The following is a 14,702-nucleotide window of genomic DNA, read 5'->3' on the forward strand; positions in this document are numbered from 1 at the left end:
AATCATTATTGCACTGGCCCCACGCGGCGCAAGCCCGCGACAAACCCGCAGCGGCCCGTGCTTCCTTTCCCCCTCCCGCCTGACGCCGCATCCGCTCATGAAAGCATCCCAGTTCTTCATCGCCACGCTGAAGGAAGCGCCCGCTGACGCCGAAGTCATCAGCCACCAACTCATGATGCGTGCCGGCATGATCAAGCGCCTGGGCGCCGGCATCTACACCTACATGCCGATGGGGCTGCGCGTGATCCGCAAGGTCGAGGCCATCATCCGCGAGGAGATGACCCGCGCCGGTGCCGTCGAGATGCTGATGCCCGTGGTCCAGCCCGCCGAACTCTGGCAGGAGACCGGCCGCTTCGACAAGATGGGCCCCGAGCTGATGCGCGTGAAGGACCGCCACGACCGCGACTTCATCATCCAGCCGACCAGCGAAGAGGTCGTCACCGACATCGCCCGGCAGGAACTGCGCAGCTACAAGCAGTTGCCCAAGAACTTCTTCCACATCCAGACCAAGTTCCGCGACGAGCGCCGGCCGCGCTTCGGCGTGATGCGCGGGCGCGAGTTCACGATGAAGGACGCCTATTCCTTCGACCGTGACCCGGCTGCCGCCGCCAGGAGCTACGACGGCATGTTCGCCGCCTACAAGCGCATCTTTGACCGCTTCGGCCTGCAGTACCGCGCCGTGGCGGCCGACACCGGTGCCATCGGCGGCGACCTGTCGCACGAGTTCCAGGTGATCGCCGACACCGGCGAAGACGCCATCGTCTACTGCCCCACCAGCGACTACGCCGCCAACATCGAGCTGGCCGAAGGCGTGGCGCTGATCGCCCAGCGCGCAGCCGCCGCGCAAGCACTGACCAAGACCGCCACGCCGGGCAAGAGCACCTGCGCCGACGTGGCTGCGCTGCTCGACCTGCCGCTGGCGCAGACCGTCAAGTCGCTGGTGCTGGCCACCGATGAATTGAACGACAAGGGCGACATCGTCAAGAGCACCGTCTGGCTGCTGCTGCTGCGCGGCGACCACGACATGAACGAGGTCAAGGTCGGCAAGGTCGAAGGCCTCAAGGCCGGCTTCCGCTTTGCCACGCTGGCGGAGATCGAAGCGCACTTCGGCACCAAGCCCGGCTACCTGGGGCCCATCGGCTTGAAGAAGCCGGTCAAGGTCATCGCCGACCGCACGGTGGCGAACATGGCCGACTGGGTCTGCGGCGCCAACGAGGCTGATTTCCACCTCACCGGCGTCAACTGGGGCCGCGACCTGCCTGAGCCGGACATCATTGCCGACATCCGCAACGTCGTCGCCGGCGATCCGTCGCCGGACGGCCAGGGCGTGCTGGCCATTCAGCGCGGCATCGAGGTCGGCCACGTGTTCTACCTCGGCACCAAGTACAGCCGTGCCATGAACGCCACCTTCCTCGATGAGACCGGCAAGCCGGCGTTGATGGAGATGGGCTGCTACGGCATCGGCGTGACGCGCATCCTGGGCGCGGCCATCGAGCAGAGCCACGATGCGCGCGGCATCGTCTGGCCGGACGCGATCGCGCCATTCTCGGTGGCGATCTGCCCCATCGGCATGGACCGCTCGGAAGCCGTCAAGGCCGCTGCCGAGGCGCTGCATGAAGAATTGCAGGCCGCCGGCATCGACGTGATGCTCGACGACCGCGGCGAGCGCCCCGGCGCCATGTTTGCCGACTGGGAACTGATCGGCGTGCCGCACCGCGTGGTGATCTCCGACCGGGGCCTGAAAGAAGGCCAGGTCGAATACCAGGGCCGGCGCGACGCCGCTGCCAGCAGCGTGGCCGCCGCTGAGGTGGCTGCCTTCGTCAAGGCGCAACTCCAGGCCTGAACCCATGGGCGCGTGACATGAACCGACTGTCCACGCGCCATCACACAAGCGGCTGCACACGCCGCGATTGGCTGGCCCGCACCACCTTCACGGCGGGCCGGTTGCTGACACTGGGCGCCGTGCCGGCGTTGCTGCCGAAGCTGGCACAGGCCGGCTCGCAAGTCGAAGAGCCGTTGGCCGATTCAGTGCGCACCGCGTTGTCAGCGGCGGTGTCTGACGCCGCGCCGCCCAAGCTCGACTTCGTGCACATCGATGCCCGGCTGGCCTACCTGCGCTGGCTGGGCGCTTTAAGCCCGCGCCTGCAGCGGCGCAAGCCCGACTTCAACGTCCGGCGCGATTTCCTCGAAACCCTCTGGTACGAAAGCCGCCGCGCGGGCCTGGAGCCGGCGCTGGTGCTCGGGCTGGTCGAGGTGGAAAGCGGCTTCCGCAAGTACGCGATTTCGAGCGTCGGTGCGCGTGGCTACATGCAGGTCATGCCGTTCTGGAGCCGGCTGATCGGCGACGGCGATGCGGGCCGCCTCTTTCATCTGCAAACCAACCTGCGCTTCGGCTGCGTGATCCTGCGCCATTACCTCGACCGCGAAAAGGGCGACCTGTTCATGGCGCTGGGCCGCTACAACGGCAGCCGGGGCAAGGCGCCGTATCCGAACATGGTGCTCGGCGCACGGCAGCGCTGGCTGTTCGATGACAGGGAAGCGGCACCTAGGCTGGCGAAGGCGGCTTCGAGCTGATCAAAGCCCCGCCCACGCCTTGGGCGCAGACGACCGCACGCCGCTGATCTGCAGCACCCGCTCGACCGTGTCGTCGACCAGCTCATCAATCGTCTGCGGCCGGTGATAGAAGGCCGGCAGCGGCGGGAAGATGATGGCGCCCATCTCGGTGGCCGACACCATGTTGCGCAGGTGGGCAAGGTTGAACGGCGTCTCGCGCACCATCAGGACCAGGCGGCGGCGCTCTTTCAGCGTGACGTCGGCGGCGCGGGTCAGCAGGTTGTCGCCGTAGCCGTGGGCCACGGCGGCGAGCGTCTTCATCGAGCAGGGCGTGATCACCATCGCCTCGGTCATGAAGCTGCCGCTGGCGATGCAGGCGCCGACCTCGCCGGGCGCGTGTGAATGGTCGGCCAGCGCCTCGAGGCCCTTGCGGTCCAGGCCCATCTCGTGGTGCACGTTGAGCACGCCGGCCGGGGTGACGACCAGGTGCGTCTCCACGCCCAGCACACGGCAGCGCTCCAGCAGCCGCACACCGTAGATGGCGCCCGATGCGCCGGTGATGCCAACAACCAGCCGCGGCGGAGTCATGTCTGCCCCTCGCTCAGCGCATACGCTGAACGATCCCCCGAGGGGATGTGGGCCGGGGCCCGGCGCTCGGCCCGCCTGGCGCTCACTGCGCTGCAATCAGCTGCTGCAGTTCACCGGCTTCGAACATCTCCATCATGATGTCCGAGCCGCCGATGAATTCACCGTTGACGTAGAGCTGCGGGATGGTCGGCCACTGGGCGTAGTCCTTGATGCCCTGGCGGATTTCCGCGTCTTCCAGCACGTTGACGGTGGTCAGGTTGCTCGCGCCGCAGGCCTTGAGGATCTGGATGGCGCGGCCCGAGAAGCCGCACATCGGGAACTGGGCAGTGCCCTTCATGAACAGCACCACAGGGTGGGTCTTGACCAGGGTGTCGATGCGATCGTGGGTAGTGGACATGGCAGAAATCAAGTGAATGCGGCGGTGCCGCGAAAACCGGGTTTATACGGCATTGCGTCGTTTCTTGTCAGCACGCGGCTTCCGGCGGCGGCTTTTCAGCCGGGCCAGGTGCCGCCGCTGCAGCGCACATGGCCAGCCAGATCGTGCCGATGCGCGATCGCCTGGAAGCCGCGCTGGCGCAGCAACTCGGCCACGGCGTCGCCCTGGTCGTAGCCGTGCTCCAGCAGCAGCGCGCTGCCCGGGCAGAGGTGCTCCGGCGCGCGGGCGACGATCTGGCGGATGGCGTCCAGCCCGTCGGCGCCCGACGTCAGCGCCAGCAGCGGCTCGTGGCGCAGCGCGGGCAAGTGCGGGTCGGCGTCGGCGATGTAGGGCGGATTGCTGACGATCAGGTCGAAGCGCTCGCCCGGCAGCGCGCCGAACCAGTCACCCTGGCGCCACTGCACGGCCAGGCCCAGGCGCGCGCCATTGCGCTGCGCCATGGCCAGCGCATCGGCGCTCAGGTCCACAGCGAAAACCTTCGCCTGCGGCCAGCCGTGCTGGACGGCCAGCGCGACCGCGCCGCTGCCGGTGCCCAGATCGACCACGCGCGGCGCGCTCAGGCCGCTGTCGCGCAGCCGTTCCAGCGCCCAGTCGACCAGCGTTTCGGTGTCGGGCCGGGGGTCGAGCACGGCCGGCCCGACATGCAGCATCAGCCCATGAAACTCATGCCAGCCGGTGATGTAGGCCAGCGGCTCGCCGTCGGCGCGGCGGCTCAGGGCGGTTTGCCAGCGCGCTTGCTGCGCGGCGTCGAGCACGGCGTCGTCATGCGTCAGCAGCCAGGTGCGCGGCTGCGCCAGCACGTCGGCCAGCAGCAACTGGGCGTCGAGCCGGTCGATGCCCAGCGTGCGCGCTTGCCTGAGCGCGTCGGCGACTGAAGTCATCCGCGCGCTTCCATCTCGGCCAGCTGCTCAGCGGCGGCGGCCGATTGCAGCGCGGCAATCACCTCGTCCAGCTCGCCTTCCATCACTGCGCCCAGCTTGTAGAGCGTCAGGTTGATGCGGTGGTCGGTGAGGCGCCCCTGCGGAAAGTTGTAGGTTCGGATGCGGTCGCTGCGGTCGCCGCTGCCGATCAGGCTCTTGCGCTGGGCGGCGTCCTTGGCCTGGCGCTCCAGCCGGTCCTTGTCGCGCAGCCGCGCGCCCAGCACGGCCAGGGCGCGGGCCTTGTTGCGGTGCTGGCTGCGGTCGTCCTGGCATTCGGCCACCAGGCCGGTCGGGATGTGCGTGACGCGCACGGCCGAGTCGGTCTTGTTGATGTGCTGGCCGCCCGCGCCGCTGGCGCGGTAGGTGTCGATGCGCAGGTCGGCGGGGTTGAGCGTGACCTCCTCGGCCTCGTCCGGCTCGGGCAGCACCGCCACGGTGCAGGCGCTGGTGTGGATGCGGCCTTGCGTCTCGGTCTGCGGCACGCGCTGCACGCGGTGGCCGCCAGATTCGTACTTCAGCGCCTCGTAGACGGCGTCGCCCTCCACGCGCACGACCACTTCCTTGTAGCCGCCCAGGTCGGACTCGCTGGCCGACATGATCTCGGTTTTCCAGCCCTGGCGTTCGGCGTGGCGCAGGTACATGCGCAGCAGGTCGGCGGCAAACAGCGCGGATTCATCGCCGCCGGTGCCGGCGCGGATTTCCATGAAGGCGTTGCGGTCGTCGTCGGCGTCGCGCGGCATCAGCGCGGTTTGCAGCTCGGCGGCCAGGCGCTCGATGTCGGCTTGCGCGGCGGCGGCTTCGTCGGCGGCCATTTCGGCCATCTCGGTGTCGCCCTCGGCCAGCATCGCCTGCGCGTCGGCCAGGTCACGTTCGCGCTGGGCGAAGCGCAGCCAGCGTTCGCTGAGTGCCGACACGCGCGCGTGCTCGCGGTTCAGGCTCTTGAGGGTGGCGAGCTGGCTGCTGACCTGGGGGTCGGCCAACGCAGCGTCGATTTCAGCCAGGCGCAGGCTCTGGCGTTCGAGCTGGCTGCGCAGAAACGGGGACAGCAGACTCATCGGCGCGGCTCATGGCCTGAGTGACCGCGTGGTTCGCCCCGAAGGAACAGCCTGCTCACCGTGTCGCTCATCTGCGCGCGCTGCTGCGGGTCGGCGTTGTGCAGCTCGGCCAGCGCGCCGTGCAGCATTTTCTGCGTCAGGCCGCGGCTCAGCGCTTCCAGCACCTCTTCGACATCGGCGCCGCGCGCCAGCTGCTTGCGGGCGCGGGCGATCTCGGCGGCACGCCACGCATCGGCCTGCGCCTGCACGGCCTGGATCAGTGGCACGGTGCCACGCTGCGCCAGCCAGTGGACAAAGTTCTGCACGCCGGCGTCGATGATGGCCTCGGCCTGCGCCACGGCGGCCAGCCGCTTTTCGCCGGCCGTCTGCACCAGCGCGGACAGGTCGTCGACGGTGTAGAGGTAGACGTCATCGAGTTGGGCCACCTCGGGCTCGATGTCGCGCGGCACCGCCAGGTCGACCATGAAGATCGGCCGGCGACGACGGGCTTTCAACGCGCGTTCGACCGCGCCCAGGCCGATCAGCGGCAGCGTGCTGGCGGTGCAGGAGATCACCGCGTCGAACTCGTGCAGCCGCGCCGGCAGGTCGGCCAGGCGCATCGCCTCGGCACCGAAGTGCTGCGCGAGCTTCTCGCCGCGCTCCAGCGTGCGGTTGGCAATCGCGATGTGCTTGGGCGCCTTGGCGGCGAAGTGGGTGGCGGCCAGCTCGATCATCTCGCCCGCGCCGACGAACAGCACGCGGATCTTGCTCAGGTCCTCGAACAGCTGGCCGGCCAGGCGCACCGAGGCGGCGGCCATGCTGATGGAGTGGCTGCCGATCTCGGTCGAGGTGCGCACTTCCTTGGCCACCGAAAAGCTGCGCTGGAACAGCTGGTGCAGGGTGGTGCCCAAGGTGCCGGCGGTGTCGGCCTCGCGTACGGCCTGCTTGAGCTGGCCGAGGATCTGCGGCTCGCCCAGCACCATCGAATCCAGCCCGCTGGCGACGCGGAAGGCGTGGCGCGCGGCATCCTTGGCTTCCAGCACGTGGGTGTGGCGGCGCAACTCGTCGGCACTGACGCCGCCGTGCGCGGCCAGCCAGTCCAGCGCGGGCACGACCAGATGACGCGCCTGGGCCGGATCGCTGGCGATGTAGAGCTCGGTGCGGTTGCAGGTCGACAGCAGCGCCGCCTCGGGCGCGGCCCGCTGCAGGCCCTCGCGCAGGCCTTGCAGCGCGGGGGTCAGCTGCTCCAGCGTGAACGCAAACCGGCCCCGCAGGTCGACCGGCGCGGAGTGGTGGTTCAGGCTCAATGCAAACACGCTCATGCCGCAATTGTAGGATCGCTGGTTTTTCGCCACGCTATCCGCCAAGCCATGGGCCCGATCGACGCGCTGCTCCACCTGATCAACTTCCTGCTGCCCGCCGTGTGCGTGGCCGCGTTCGCCGCTGGCGTGGCCAAGCTGCTGTGGCGGCGTGAGCTGGCGGGCGTGTCCTGGCGCCGCCTGTTTGGTCCGGCCGCCGCGCTGGGCGCGCTGGCGCTGGCCGTTGGCCTGGTGGTGCAGGGCCGCGATGGCCGCATCGGCAGCTACGCGCTGCTGGTGCTGGGATGTGCGCTGGGGCTGTGGTGGCGCGGGTTCGGGCCAGGGCGGGCGTAGCTTGCGGCCTGGCGCTTGCCCTCACGCATCCACCACCCACCCGTCCACCTCGCGCAGCGCGCCCTGCGCCAGCAGCTCGCTGATCAGCGCTTCGGCCCAGGCGGCTGCTGACAGCGCCACGCCGGCGCGCTGGTGCGAGCTGGCGTAGAGCGGCGTGGCCAGCGTCCAGTCGAGCAAGGCGGCGCGTGTCTGGCGGCGCACTTCCATCAGGTGGTACTTGATCAGGACCTTGGCGCCGTAGCGGGCGTGCCTGGCCGGGTCGGCCACGAAGCCGGCCAAGCGGGTGCGGGCGCGGGCCAGGGCGCCGGCCACGTCGGTGAACGGTGCGCCGTGGCCGGGGATCACGCCCCGCACCGGCAGCGACTCGATCAGGTCGAGCGTTGCGGCCACTTCGTCGAAGGCGTCCACGCCGTCCAGTTCGGGGAACACCACGCCGAAGCCGTTTTCCCACAGCGCATCGGCCGAGATCAGCACGCCGTGCCCGGGCTCGAACAGCATGACCGAGTGCGGGTCATGGCCGGGCGCCGCCATCACCTGCCAGTGGCGGCCGTTGACGGCCAGCACCTGGCCGGGCTGCAGCACGGCGTCCATGTGGAAGCGCTCGCACAGCTGGCCGGTGGCGCGGTAGCTCAGTGCGGCTTCGTCCCAGGCGCGCACCGCTGCGGCGTTGCCGGGCGGAATCCACACCGGCATGGCGTGCTCGCGCTGCAGCGTGGCGTTGCCGCCGCAGTGGTCGGAGTGCAGGTGGGTGTTGACCAGCCGCGCCAGCGGCTCGCCCTGCAGGGCGTGGCGCACCAGCGCCTGGGTCTGTTCGGCGTGGACCAGGTGGCCGCTGTCGACCAGCGTCGCGCCTTCGCCCGGCGCGCCGTGGAGGACGATGTTGTTCGACGACAGCCAGCCGCGCTGCAAAACAGTCAGGCCGACCCAGGGATCACTCCCTGGGTCGGCCTGTGGCGTGGCGGGTGCCGCGTGTGAGGGTTGCGCTTGCATGGACCCGCACTTTAGCGGGGCCCTGCTCACACCCCGTTCAGGTCGGGTTCAGACCAGACCGATCTGGCCGCCGTCCGTGCGCGTGACCACCACGGTCGATGAGCGCGGGCGCTGGGTCGAGGTGGCCGTGGTCTGGCTGGCAGGCCAGGTGCTGGTCGGAGCGGCCAGCGTGCCGTCTTCGCCCGGGTGCTGGACGTTGAAGAACAGCGTCTTGCCGTCCGGCGTGACCGTGATGCCGGTGATCTCGCAGTCCTTCGGGCCGACCAGGAAGCGGCGCACGGTGTCGGCCGTGGCGTCGGCGCCCTTGATCGTGGCGGTGCCGCCCGCAGCGGTCACAGCGCTGCCGTCACCGACCTTGCCTGGCACGGCGGCCAGCATCATGCAGTTGGTGACATCGGTGTAGGCGCCGTCGTCGGTCTGGATCCACAGCAGGCCGCGGTCGTCGAACACCAGGCCGTCCGGGCTGGAGAAGTCGTTGATGGCGGTCAGGTTGGACAGGTTGACGTTGGCCGCAGCGTCGTTCTCGGCGCCGAACAGGTAGATGTCCCAGGCGAAGCTGGTGGCGGCCACACTGCCGCCCTCTTCACGCCAGCGGATGATGTGGCCGTTCGGGTTGCCCTTGTTGCCCTCGCCGTCGTCGTAGTAGCGCGGGTTGGCGGCGTCGGGCTTGAGCTGGCTGCCCGTCAGGGTGGCTGCCGCCGGATCGACGCGGTTGCTGTTGTTGGTCAGCGTGACGTAGACCTCGCCGTTGAGCGGGTTGACGGCGCCCCACTCCGGGCGGTCCATCTTGGTGGCGCCCAGGAAGTCGGCGGCCAGGCGGGCGTGGATCAGCACGTCGGCCTGGTCGGCGAAGGCATAGGTGGCGTTGGCGGCATCCAGGCCGTTCTTGCCGAAGGTCAGCTCCAGCCACTGGCCGGTGCCGTCGGCCGCGAACTTAGCGACGTACAGCGTGCCTTCATCGAGGTACTTGGCGCCGGCGGCCAGGCCACCGCCCACGTCGGCGGCGCTCCACAGCGCCTTGGAGACGAACTTGTAGATGTACTCGTTGCGCGAGTCATCGCCCGAATACATCACGATCGGCTGGCCGACCACCGCCTTGGCGGGCCAGGCGCCTTCATGGTTGAAGCGGCCCAGCGCGCTGCGCTTGACCGGGACCGATTCCGGTGCGAACGGGTCGATCTCCACCACCCAGCCGAAGGTGTTGATGGTGTTGCGGAAGTCGTCCGCGCCGGTGCCGGTGGTGACCGTCACGGCCGAGTTCCAGCGCGCGTACTCGTCGGCCGTGCCGGCGGTGTTCCACAGGTAGGGGCTGTTGCGGGCCTGCGGCAGGCCGTAGCGGTTCAGGCCGACGATTTCCTTGGCCGTGCGGTTGTTGTTGTCGAGAGCGGCTCGGCTGATGACGTTGAGGTAGTTCTCCTCGCAGGTCAGGTAGGTGCCCCAGGGCGTGTAGCCGTTGGCGCAGTTGTTGTTCATGCCGTGGGCTTGCGTGCCGGTGGTCGACCACTTGGTCTTGACCAGGTTCGAGCCCTTGACCGGGCCGCCGAAGTCCATGACGGTGGCCGAGGTGACGCGGCGGTTGAAGCGCGAGCCGCGCACCATCGTCATGCCGTTGCCGGTGCTGCCGCGCTTGACCTCGACGATGCTGGCGCCGTGAGCGTTGATTTCCTTGTCCACTTCGGACGCCACGCGCGCCGCGCCGGCCGTGCGGCCTGCGGGGTGCAGCGCATAGGGGCTGACCACGTATTCGTGGTTGACGCACAGCAGGCCGCGGTCGGAGCGGTCGGCCTGGAAGACGCCCGCCTCGGACAGGCCGAAGTAGTACATGCCGTCATGGCCGTCGCCGATGCGGCGGTTGTACGAGTCGGCGGTCTCGCTGCCGTCGTTCTTCCAGGTGGCGTCGCCCCAGTGCATCGGGTCGCCCAGCGAGTGCAGGATGCTGACCTGGTAGCCCGTGGGCACCGTCACCACGTCGAGCTTGTTCTTGTCCACGCCGGTGAAGCCCAGTGTGAGTGCCGGGGTGCTGCTGGCCGAGGTGACCGAGGTGTCGTCACCGCCACCGCAGGCGCTCAGGCCCACGCTGCCCAGCAGCACGCCAGTGGTCACGCCCAGACCGCCCTTGAGCGCTTGACGACGGCTCAGGCGCGCGGCCACGAGGTCGTTCATGTGCGGGTTGGCCGACGGGTTGACGATCTCGTTGTCGTCGTAGAGGTTGTGCTCGATCGAGGTGGGCAGGGGCTTGTTCAAGGGCATCTCCGTCGCAGGCATGGGGGTTGAGGAAACGCCGCAGCATCGCGATGTTTCCATTTGTGACCATGTTGCCCACCCTGCGTGGCACCTTCGTGAACGAACGATGACGAGGAGGTGACAGCCGCTCCGCCCGTTCGCGGAGCGTCGAGATCAGCCTTTGACGATCACCTCGCCCCGCAGCGAATGCGGGTTGGCGAGCGTGATGTTCAGGTCGATCAGCTGGCCCAGCAGGCGCGCCGGGTTCGGGCCGCCGGGGAAGTTGACGATGCGGTTGCACTCGGTGCGGCCCATCAGCTCGCTGGGGTCCTTGCGGCTCGGGCCTTCGACCAGCACGCGCTGCACGGTGCCGACGCGGGTCTGGCTGATGCTGAAGACGTTGGCCTCGATGGTGGCCTGCAGTTGCTGCAGGCGCTTGAGCTTGACCTCCATCGGCGTGTCGTCGGCCAGCGCCGCGGCCGGCGTGCCGGGGCGGGCGCTGAAGACGAAGCTGAACGAGGCGTCGAAGCCCAGGTCGTCGATCAGCTTCATGGTCTTGGCGTGGTCGTCGTCGGTCTCGCCGGGGAATCCGACGATGAAGTCGCTGCTCAGGCTGATGCCGGGCCGCACCGCGCGCAGCTTGCGGATCGTGCTCTTGTATTCGAGCGCCGTGTAGCCGCGCTTCATCGCCATCAGGATGCGGTCGCTGCCGTGCTGAACCGGCAGGTGCACGTGGTTGACGAGCTGCGGAATGCGCGCGTAGGCGTCGATCAGGCGCTGGCTGAATTCGTTCGGGTGGCTGGTGGTGTAGCGGATGCGTTCGATGCCGGGGATCTCGGCCACGTACTCCAGCAGCAGCGCGAAGTCGGCGATCTCGGTCGTGTCGCCCATCTTGCCGCGGTAGCCGTTGACGTTCTGGCCCAGCAGCGTCACTTCCTTGACACCCTGGTCGGCCAGCACCGCGACCTCGGTCAGCACGTCGTCGAACGGGCGGCTGACCTCCTCGCCGCGCGTGTAGGGCACGACGCAGTAGCTGCAGTACTTGCTGCAGCCTTCCATGATCGACACGAAGGCCGCCGCGCCGTCGACCCGCGCCGGCGGCAGGTGGTCGAACTTCTCGATCTCCGGAAAGCTGATGTCCACCTGCGGGCGGTCCTGCAGCTTGCGGCGCGCCAGCATCTGCGGCAGGCGGTGCAGCGTCTGCGGGCCGAACACCACGTCCACATAAGGCGCGCGGTCGATGATCGCCGCACCTTCCTGGCTCGCCACGCAGCCGCCCACGCCGATCAGCACGCCCTTGGCCTTCAGGTGCTTGACGCGGCCGAGGTCGCTGAAGACCTTCTCCTGCGCCTTCTCTCGCACCGAGCAGGTGTTGAACAGGATCAGGTCGGCCTGCTCCGGATCGTCGGTGGGCGTGTAACCCTCGGCGGCGTGCATGACGTCGGACATCTTGTCCGAGTCGTACTCGTTCATCTGGCAGCCGAAGGTCCGGATGTAGACCTTCTTGCCGCCGTCAGCGGGATGGACGGGCGCGTCGACTTCACTGGAGAGGACGGCGACGGACGATTCGGGGGCAGGGGTGTGCATGGAAAGCGCCTCGGACATGGTGTAGAGCCAGCGGCTGCGCAGGGCAGGGGATGAAAACGGATCGCACAAAGAAAAACGTCCCCAAGCACGGGGCTTGGGGACGTCATCTATGTTTGGTGGCGCTTCACGGACTCGAACCGCGGACCTGTGGATTATGATTCCATCGCTCTAACCGACTGAGCTAAAGCGCCAAGAGACCGATATTCTATACAGAAAACAGGGCGGCGCAAGACAGTCTTGCAGAATTTATTTGCTGACTTTGTTCGGGTAGGCGCTGTCATCACGTTGACTTGAATTTCTTCCATGATTCGATAAAAATAGAATCATGGAAGAAAAAGACGCTGTCACCTCCCTTGCTGCCTTGGCCCAGGCCATGCGCCTGCGCGTGTTTCGCGCCCTGGTCGGCGCGGGCCCGGCCGGCCTGACGCCCGGCGCGCTGTCGACTGCGCTGGACGTGCCGGCCTCGACGTTGTCGTTCCACCTGAAAGAGCTGACGCACGCCGGCCTGGTGACGCAGGAGCGCGACGGCCGCAGCCTGATCTACCGCCCCGCGATCGCGCAGATGAACGCGCTGCTGGCCTACCTGACCGCGCACTGCTGCCAGGGCGAGCCTTGCGCCATCGATGCCATTTCTGCTGTTTCCGCTGCTTCCCAACCCTGCACCGACTGCTGAACCATGACCACCCACGTCCTCATCCTCTGCACCCACAACTCGGCGCGCAGCGTGCTGTCCGAAGGCATGCTCAACCACTGGGCCGCCAAGCTCGGTGCTGATGTCCAGGCGCACAGCGCGGGCAGTGCGCCCAGCGGCCGGCTCAATCCGTTCGCGCTGGAGGCGCTCCAGCACGCCGGCGTTGACACCACCGGCTACCGCAGCAAGAGCTGGGACGAGTTCAGTACTCCAGGCGCGCCGCCGCTGGCCATCGTCATCACGGTCTGCGACAGCGCGGCGGCGGAAACCTGCCCGGTGTTCTTTGGTGGCGTGAGTGCAGGTTTGAGCGGCGCGCAGCCCGTCAAGGTGCACTGGGGCTATCCCGATCCGTCGAACGCCGAGGGCGGCGATGAGGGCAAGCGTCGCGCCTTCGAGCTGACGCGCCAGGCCATTGGCTATCGCATGCTGCAACTGCTGGCGCTGCTGGCCCAACCTGATGCGACGCTGGACCGCGCTGCGCTGCAGGCGGCGCTGGTCGAGATCGGCCAGTCCTGACGCGATGAATGCCTCCACGCTCCAGAAACTCTTTGCCGAGGCACTGGGCACCGCGCTGCTGCTGGCGGTGGTGATCGGCTCCGGGATCATGGCCGAGCGGCTGTCGGGCGGCAACGTCGGCGTTGCGCTGCTGGCCAACACGGCGGCTACGGTCGGTGGGCTCTATGTGCTGATCGAGGTCTTCGGCCCCGTCAGCGGCGCGCACTTCAACCCGGCGGTGTCGCTGGTGATGGCTGCGCGTGGCGCGTTGAACCGCTCGCTGCTGCTGCCCTATATCGCGGCGCAGTTGCTGGGCGCCCTGCTGGGGGCGTGGCTGGCGCATGCGATGTTCGACCTGGCCATCCTGCAGTTCTCCGGCCACGTGCGCGCTGGCGCGGGGACCTGGATCGCCGAGGCCGTGGCCACCGCCGGCCTGCTGCTGGTGATCCTGCGCGCGCCGCCTGACCGGGTGGCAGCGATGGTGGCGGCCTATATCGGTGCGGCCTACTGGTTCACCGCGTCAACGTCGTTTGCCAACCCGGCCGCCGCTTTCGGGCGCCTGTTCAGCGACAGCTTTGCCGGCATCGCCCCGGCCAGCGTGCCGGGCTTTGTGTTGGCCGAGCTGATCGGCGCCAGCCTGGGGGTGCTGATTCACCGGTCGCTGGGTGCTGTGACGGCCCCGTCGGCGCAGCCTGGCACTTGATCCCCCACCTTCATGGATCACCCCTAAATGTCCGAAACCCCGCTGACCTTCCCCGCGCTGGACGCCACGCTGTTCGAGGTGCCGAGCCTCGCCCGCCTGCACGCGGCTGCGCCTTCGACGCACGCGCCGCGTTTCCTGCTGCTCTATGGCTCACTGCGTGAGCGCTCCTACAGCCGCCTGCTGACCGAAGAGGCCGCGCGGCTGCTGCAGGCCCTGGGCGGCGAGACCCGCATCTTCGACCCCACCGGGCTGCCGCTGCCTGATGGCGCGCCCGAGTCGCATCCCAAGGTGGCCGAGTTGCGCGCGCTGGCGCTGTGGGCCGAGGGCATGGTGTGGACCTCGCCTGAGCGCCACGGTGCCATGACCGGCATCCTGAAAAGCCAGATCGACTGGATTCCGCTCAACAGCGGCGCCGTGCGGCCCACCCAGGGCAAGACGCTGGCGGTGATGCAGGTCAGTGGCGGATCGCAGAGCTTCAACGCCGTCAACCAGCTGCGCGTGCTGGGCCGCTGGATGCGCATGCTGACGATTCCCAACCAGTCGTCGGTCGCCAAGGCGTTTTTGGAGTTCGACGAGGCCGGCCGCATGAAGCCGTCGTCGTACTACGACCGCGTGGTCGACGTGATGGAAGAGCTGATGAAGTTCACGCTGCTGACGCGCGACGCCACGCCCTGCCTGGTCGACCGCTACAGCGAGCGCCGTGAAAGCGCCGAGGCCTTGTCCAAACGCGTCAACCAGCCCAGCCTTTGATGGAAGGCAGCGGGCGCGGTGCCGCGTCGATACACTGGCGCGCCGCGTTCCCGCCCACCTTCTGTCCACAAGGCCCCGCC

The 14,702-nt window shown here is 68.4% G+C and carries 15 protein-coding genes and 1 tRNA gene; 7 read left to right on the top strand and 9 right to left on the bottom strand.

Annotation, left to right across the window (positions count from 1 at the left end):
* Positions 1 to 97 precede the first annotated feature (97 nt).
* The gene (locus tag AC5IG3_RS02010) at positions 98 to 1,843 is read left to right on the top strand and encodes a proline--tRNA ligase (RefSeq protein WP_491904604.1); all 1,746 of its coding nucleotides are present in this window, start codon (positions 98 to 100) and stop codon (positions 1,841 to 1,843) included.
* 17 nt (positions 1,844 to 1,860) lie between these two features.
* The gene (locus AC5IG3_RS02015; protein WP_491904605.1) at positions 1,861 to 2,574 is read left to right on the top strand and encodes a lytic transglycosylase domain-containing protein; all 714 of its coding nucleotides are present in this window, start codon (positions 1,861 to 1,863) and stop codon (positions 2,572 to 2,574) included.
* On the opposite strand, the gene AC5IG3_RS02020 is transcribed toward AC5IG3_RS02015, so the two are convergent.
* The 5 genes from AC5IG3_RS02020 to hemA all read right to left on the bottom strand — a co-directional run bounded on the left by AC5IG3_RS02020 (position 2,575) and on the right by hemA (position 6,853).
* Positions 2,575 to 3,141, bottom strand: coding sequence for a UbiX family flavin prenyltransferase (locus AC5IG3_RS02020; protein ID WP_491904606.1), 567 nt, complete (start codon positions 3,139 to 3,141; stop codon positions 2,575 to 2,577). It abuts the gene before it with no gap.
* An 82-nt stretch (positions 3,142 to 3,223) separates the two neighbouring features.
* Entirely contained in the window at positions 3,224 to 3,538 is a 315-nt protein-coding gene (gene grxD, locus AC5IG3_RS02025; protein ID WP_491904607.1) for a Grx4 family monothiol glutaredoxin, read from the bottom strand.
* Positions 3,539 to 3,633: 95 nt separating this feature from the next.
* Entirely contained in the window at positions 3,634 to 4,458 is an 825-nt protein-coding gene (gene prmC / locus AC5IG3_RS02030; protein ID WP_491904608.1) for a peptide chain release factor N(5)-glutamine methyltransferase, read from the bottom strand.
* Positions 4,455 to 5,543 (bottom strand): peptide chain release factor 1, encoded by a 1,089-nt coding sequence (gene prfA, locus AC5IG3_RS02035; RefSeq protein ID WP_491905033.1) that lies wholly within the window; start codon positions 5,541 to 5,543, stop codon positions 4,455 to 4,457. The genes prmC and prfA overlap by 4 nt, the downstream gene beginning before the upstream one ends.
* Positions 5,544 to 5,548: 5 nt before the next feature.
* Positions 5,549 to 6,853: a glutamyl-tRNA reductase gene (gene hemA / locus AC5IG3_RS02040; protein ID WP_491904609.1), complete on the bottom strand. Its 1,305-nt coding sequence runs from the start codon at positions 6,851 to 6,853 to the stop codon at positions 5,549 to 5,551.
* Between the two features lie 48 nt (positions 6,854 to 6,901).
* Between hemA and AC5IG3_RS02045 the strand changes: the two genes are divergently transcribed.
* Positions 6,902 to 7,183, top strand: a complete 282-nt coding sequence (locus AC5IG3_RS02045) for a hypothetical protein (RefSeq protein WP_491904610.1) — start codon at positions 6,902 to 6,904, stop codon at positions 7,181 to 7,183.
* Between the two features lie 21 nt (positions 7,184 to 7,204).
* Here AC5IG3_RS02045 and AC5IG3_RS02050 read toward each other — a convergent pair whose 3' ends face one another.
* The 4 genes from AC5IG3_RS02050 to AC5IG3_RS02065 form a co-directional block, all read right to left on the bottom strand.
* Positions 7,205 to 8,173 (bottom strand): MBL fold metallo-hydrolase, encoded by a 969-nt coding sequence (locus tag AC5IG3_RS02050; RefSeq protein ID WP_491904611.1) that lies wholly within the window; start codon positions 8,171 to 8,173, stop codon positions 7,205 to 7,207.
* 48 nt (positions 8,174 to 8,221) lie between these two features.
* Positions 8,222 to 10,336: a PhoX family protein gene (locus AC5IG3_RS02055; protein ID WP_491905034.1), complete on the bottom strand. Its 2,115-nt coding sequence runs from the start codon at positions 10,334 to 10,336 to the stop codon at positions 8,222 to 8,224.
* 234 nt (positions 10,337 to 10,570) lie between these two features.
* On the bottom strand, positions 10,571 to 11,983 hold the full coding sequence (gene miaB, locus AC5IG3_RS02060; protein WP_491904612.1) for a tRNA (N6-isopentenyl adenosine(37)-C2)-methylthiotransferase MiaB: 1,413 nt from the start codon (positions 11,981 to 11,983) through the stop codon (positions 10,571 to 10,573).
* A 114-nt stretch (positions 11,984 to 12,097) separates the two neighbouring features.
* Positions 12,098 to 12,174 (bottom strand) — tRNA-Met (locus AC5IG3_RS02065).
* 134 nt (positions 12,175 to 12,308) lie between these two features.
* Between AC5IG3_RS02065 and AC5IG3_RS02070 the strand changes: the two genes are divergently transcribed.
* Genes AC5IG3_RS02070 through arsH form a run of 4 tightly spaced genes read left to right on the top strand, consistent with a single transcriptional unit; the run spans position 12,309 to position 14,622 of the window.
* Positions 12,309 to 12,656 carry an ArsR/SmtB family transcription factor gene (locus tag AC5IG3_RS02070; RefSeq protein ID WP_491904613.1) on the top strand — a complete coding sequence of 116 codons (348 nt, stop codon included), beginning with the start codon at positions 12,309 to 12,311 and terminating at the stop codon, positions 12,654 to 12,656.
* A 3-nt stretch (positions 12,657 to 12,659) separates the two neighbouring features.
* Entirely contained in the window at positions 12,660 to 13,190 is a 531-nt protein-coding gene (locus tag AC5IG3_RS02075) for an arsenate reductase ArsC (RefSeq protein WP_491904614.1), read from the top strand.
* A gap of 4 nt (positions 13,191 to 13,194) precedes the next feature.
* Positions 13,195 to 13,872 (top strand): aquaporin, encoded by a 678-nt coding sequence (locus tag AC5IG3_RS02080; RefSeq protein ID WP_491904615.1) that lies wholly within the window; start codon positions 13,195 to 13,197, stop codon positions 13,870 to 13,872.
* Between the two features lie 27 nt (positions 13,873 to 13,899).
* Positions 13,900 to 14,622 carry an arsenical resistance protein ArsH gene (gene arsH, locus AC5IG3_RS02085; RefSeq protein WP_491904616.1) on the top strand — a complete coding sequence of 241 codons (723 nt, stop codon included), beginning with the start codon at positions 13,900 to 13,902 and terminating at the stop codon, positions 14,620 to 14,622.
* The last annotated feature ends 80 nt before the right edge of the window (positions 14,623 to 14,702 follow it).

The organism is Leptothrix sp. (in: b-proteobacteria), from assembly GCF_965250675.1.
Classification (GTDB): Bacteria; Pseudomonadota; Gammaproteobacteria; order Burkholderiales; family Burkholderiaceae_C; genus Sphaerotilus.

What these genes read in the sequence shown, in the direction of transcription:
- AC5IG3_RS02010 (WP_491904604.1), top strand. Translation starts at nt 98, where the DNA reads ATGAAAGCATCCCAGTTCTTCATCGCCACGCTGAAGGAAGCGCCCGCT.
- AC5IG3_RS02015 (WP_491904605.1), top strand. Translation starts at nt 1,861, where the DNA reads ATGAACCGACTGTCCACGCGCCATCACACAAGCGGCTGCACACGCCGC.
- AC5IG3_RS02020 (WP_491904606.1), bottom strand. Translation starts at nt 3,141, where the DNA reads ATGACTCCGCCGCGGCTGGTTGTTGGCATCACCGGCGCATCGGGCGCC.
- grxD (WP_491904607.1), bottom strand. Translation starts at nt 3,538, where the DNA reads ATGTCCACTACCCACGATCGCATCGACACCCTGGTCAAGACCCACCCT.
- prmC (WP_491904608.1), bottom strand. Translation starts at nt 4,458, where the DNA reads ATGACTTCAGTCGCCGACGCGCTCAGGCAAGCGCGCACGCTGGGCATC.
- hemA (WP_491904609.1), bottom strand. Translation starts at nt 6,853, where the DNA reads ATGAGCGTGTTTGCATTGAGCCTGAACCACCACTCCGCGCCGGTCGAC.
- AC5IG3_RS02045 (WP_491904610.1), top strand. Translation starts at nt 6,902, where the DNA reads ATGGGCCCGATCGACGCGCTGCTCCACCTGATCAACTTCCTGCTGCCC.
- AC5IG3_RS02050 (WP_491904611.1), bottom strand. Translation starts at nt 8,173, where the DNA reads ATGCAAGCGCAACCCTCACACGCGGCACCCGCCACGCCACAGGCCGAC.
- AC5IG3_RS02055 (WP_491905034.1), bottom strand. Translation starts at nt 10,336, where the DNA reads ATGAACGACCTCGTGGCCGCGCGCCTGAGCCGTCGTCAAGCGCTCAAG.
- miaB (WP_491904612.1), bottom strand. Translation starts at nt 11,983, where the DNA reads ATGCACACCCCTGCCCCCGAATCGTCCGTCGCCGTCCTCTCCAGTGAA.
- AC5IG3_RS02070 (WP_491904613.1), top strand. Translation starts at nt 12,309, where the DNA reads ATGGAAGAAAAAGACGCTGTCACCTCCCTTGCTGCCTTGGCCCAGGCC.
- AC5IG3_RS02075 (WP_491904614.1), top strand. Translation starts at nt 12,660, where the DNA reads ATGACCACCCACGTCCTCATCCTCTGCACCCACAACTCGGCGCGCAGC.
- AC5IG3_RS02080 (WP_491904615.1), top strand. Translation starts at nt 13,195, where the DNA reads ATGAATGCCTCCACGCTCCAGAAACTCTTTGCCGAGGCACTGGGCACC.
- arsH (WP_491904616.1), top strand. Translation starts at nt 13,900, where the DNA reads ATGTCCGAAACCCCGCTGACCTTCCCCGCGCTGGACGCCACGCTGTTC.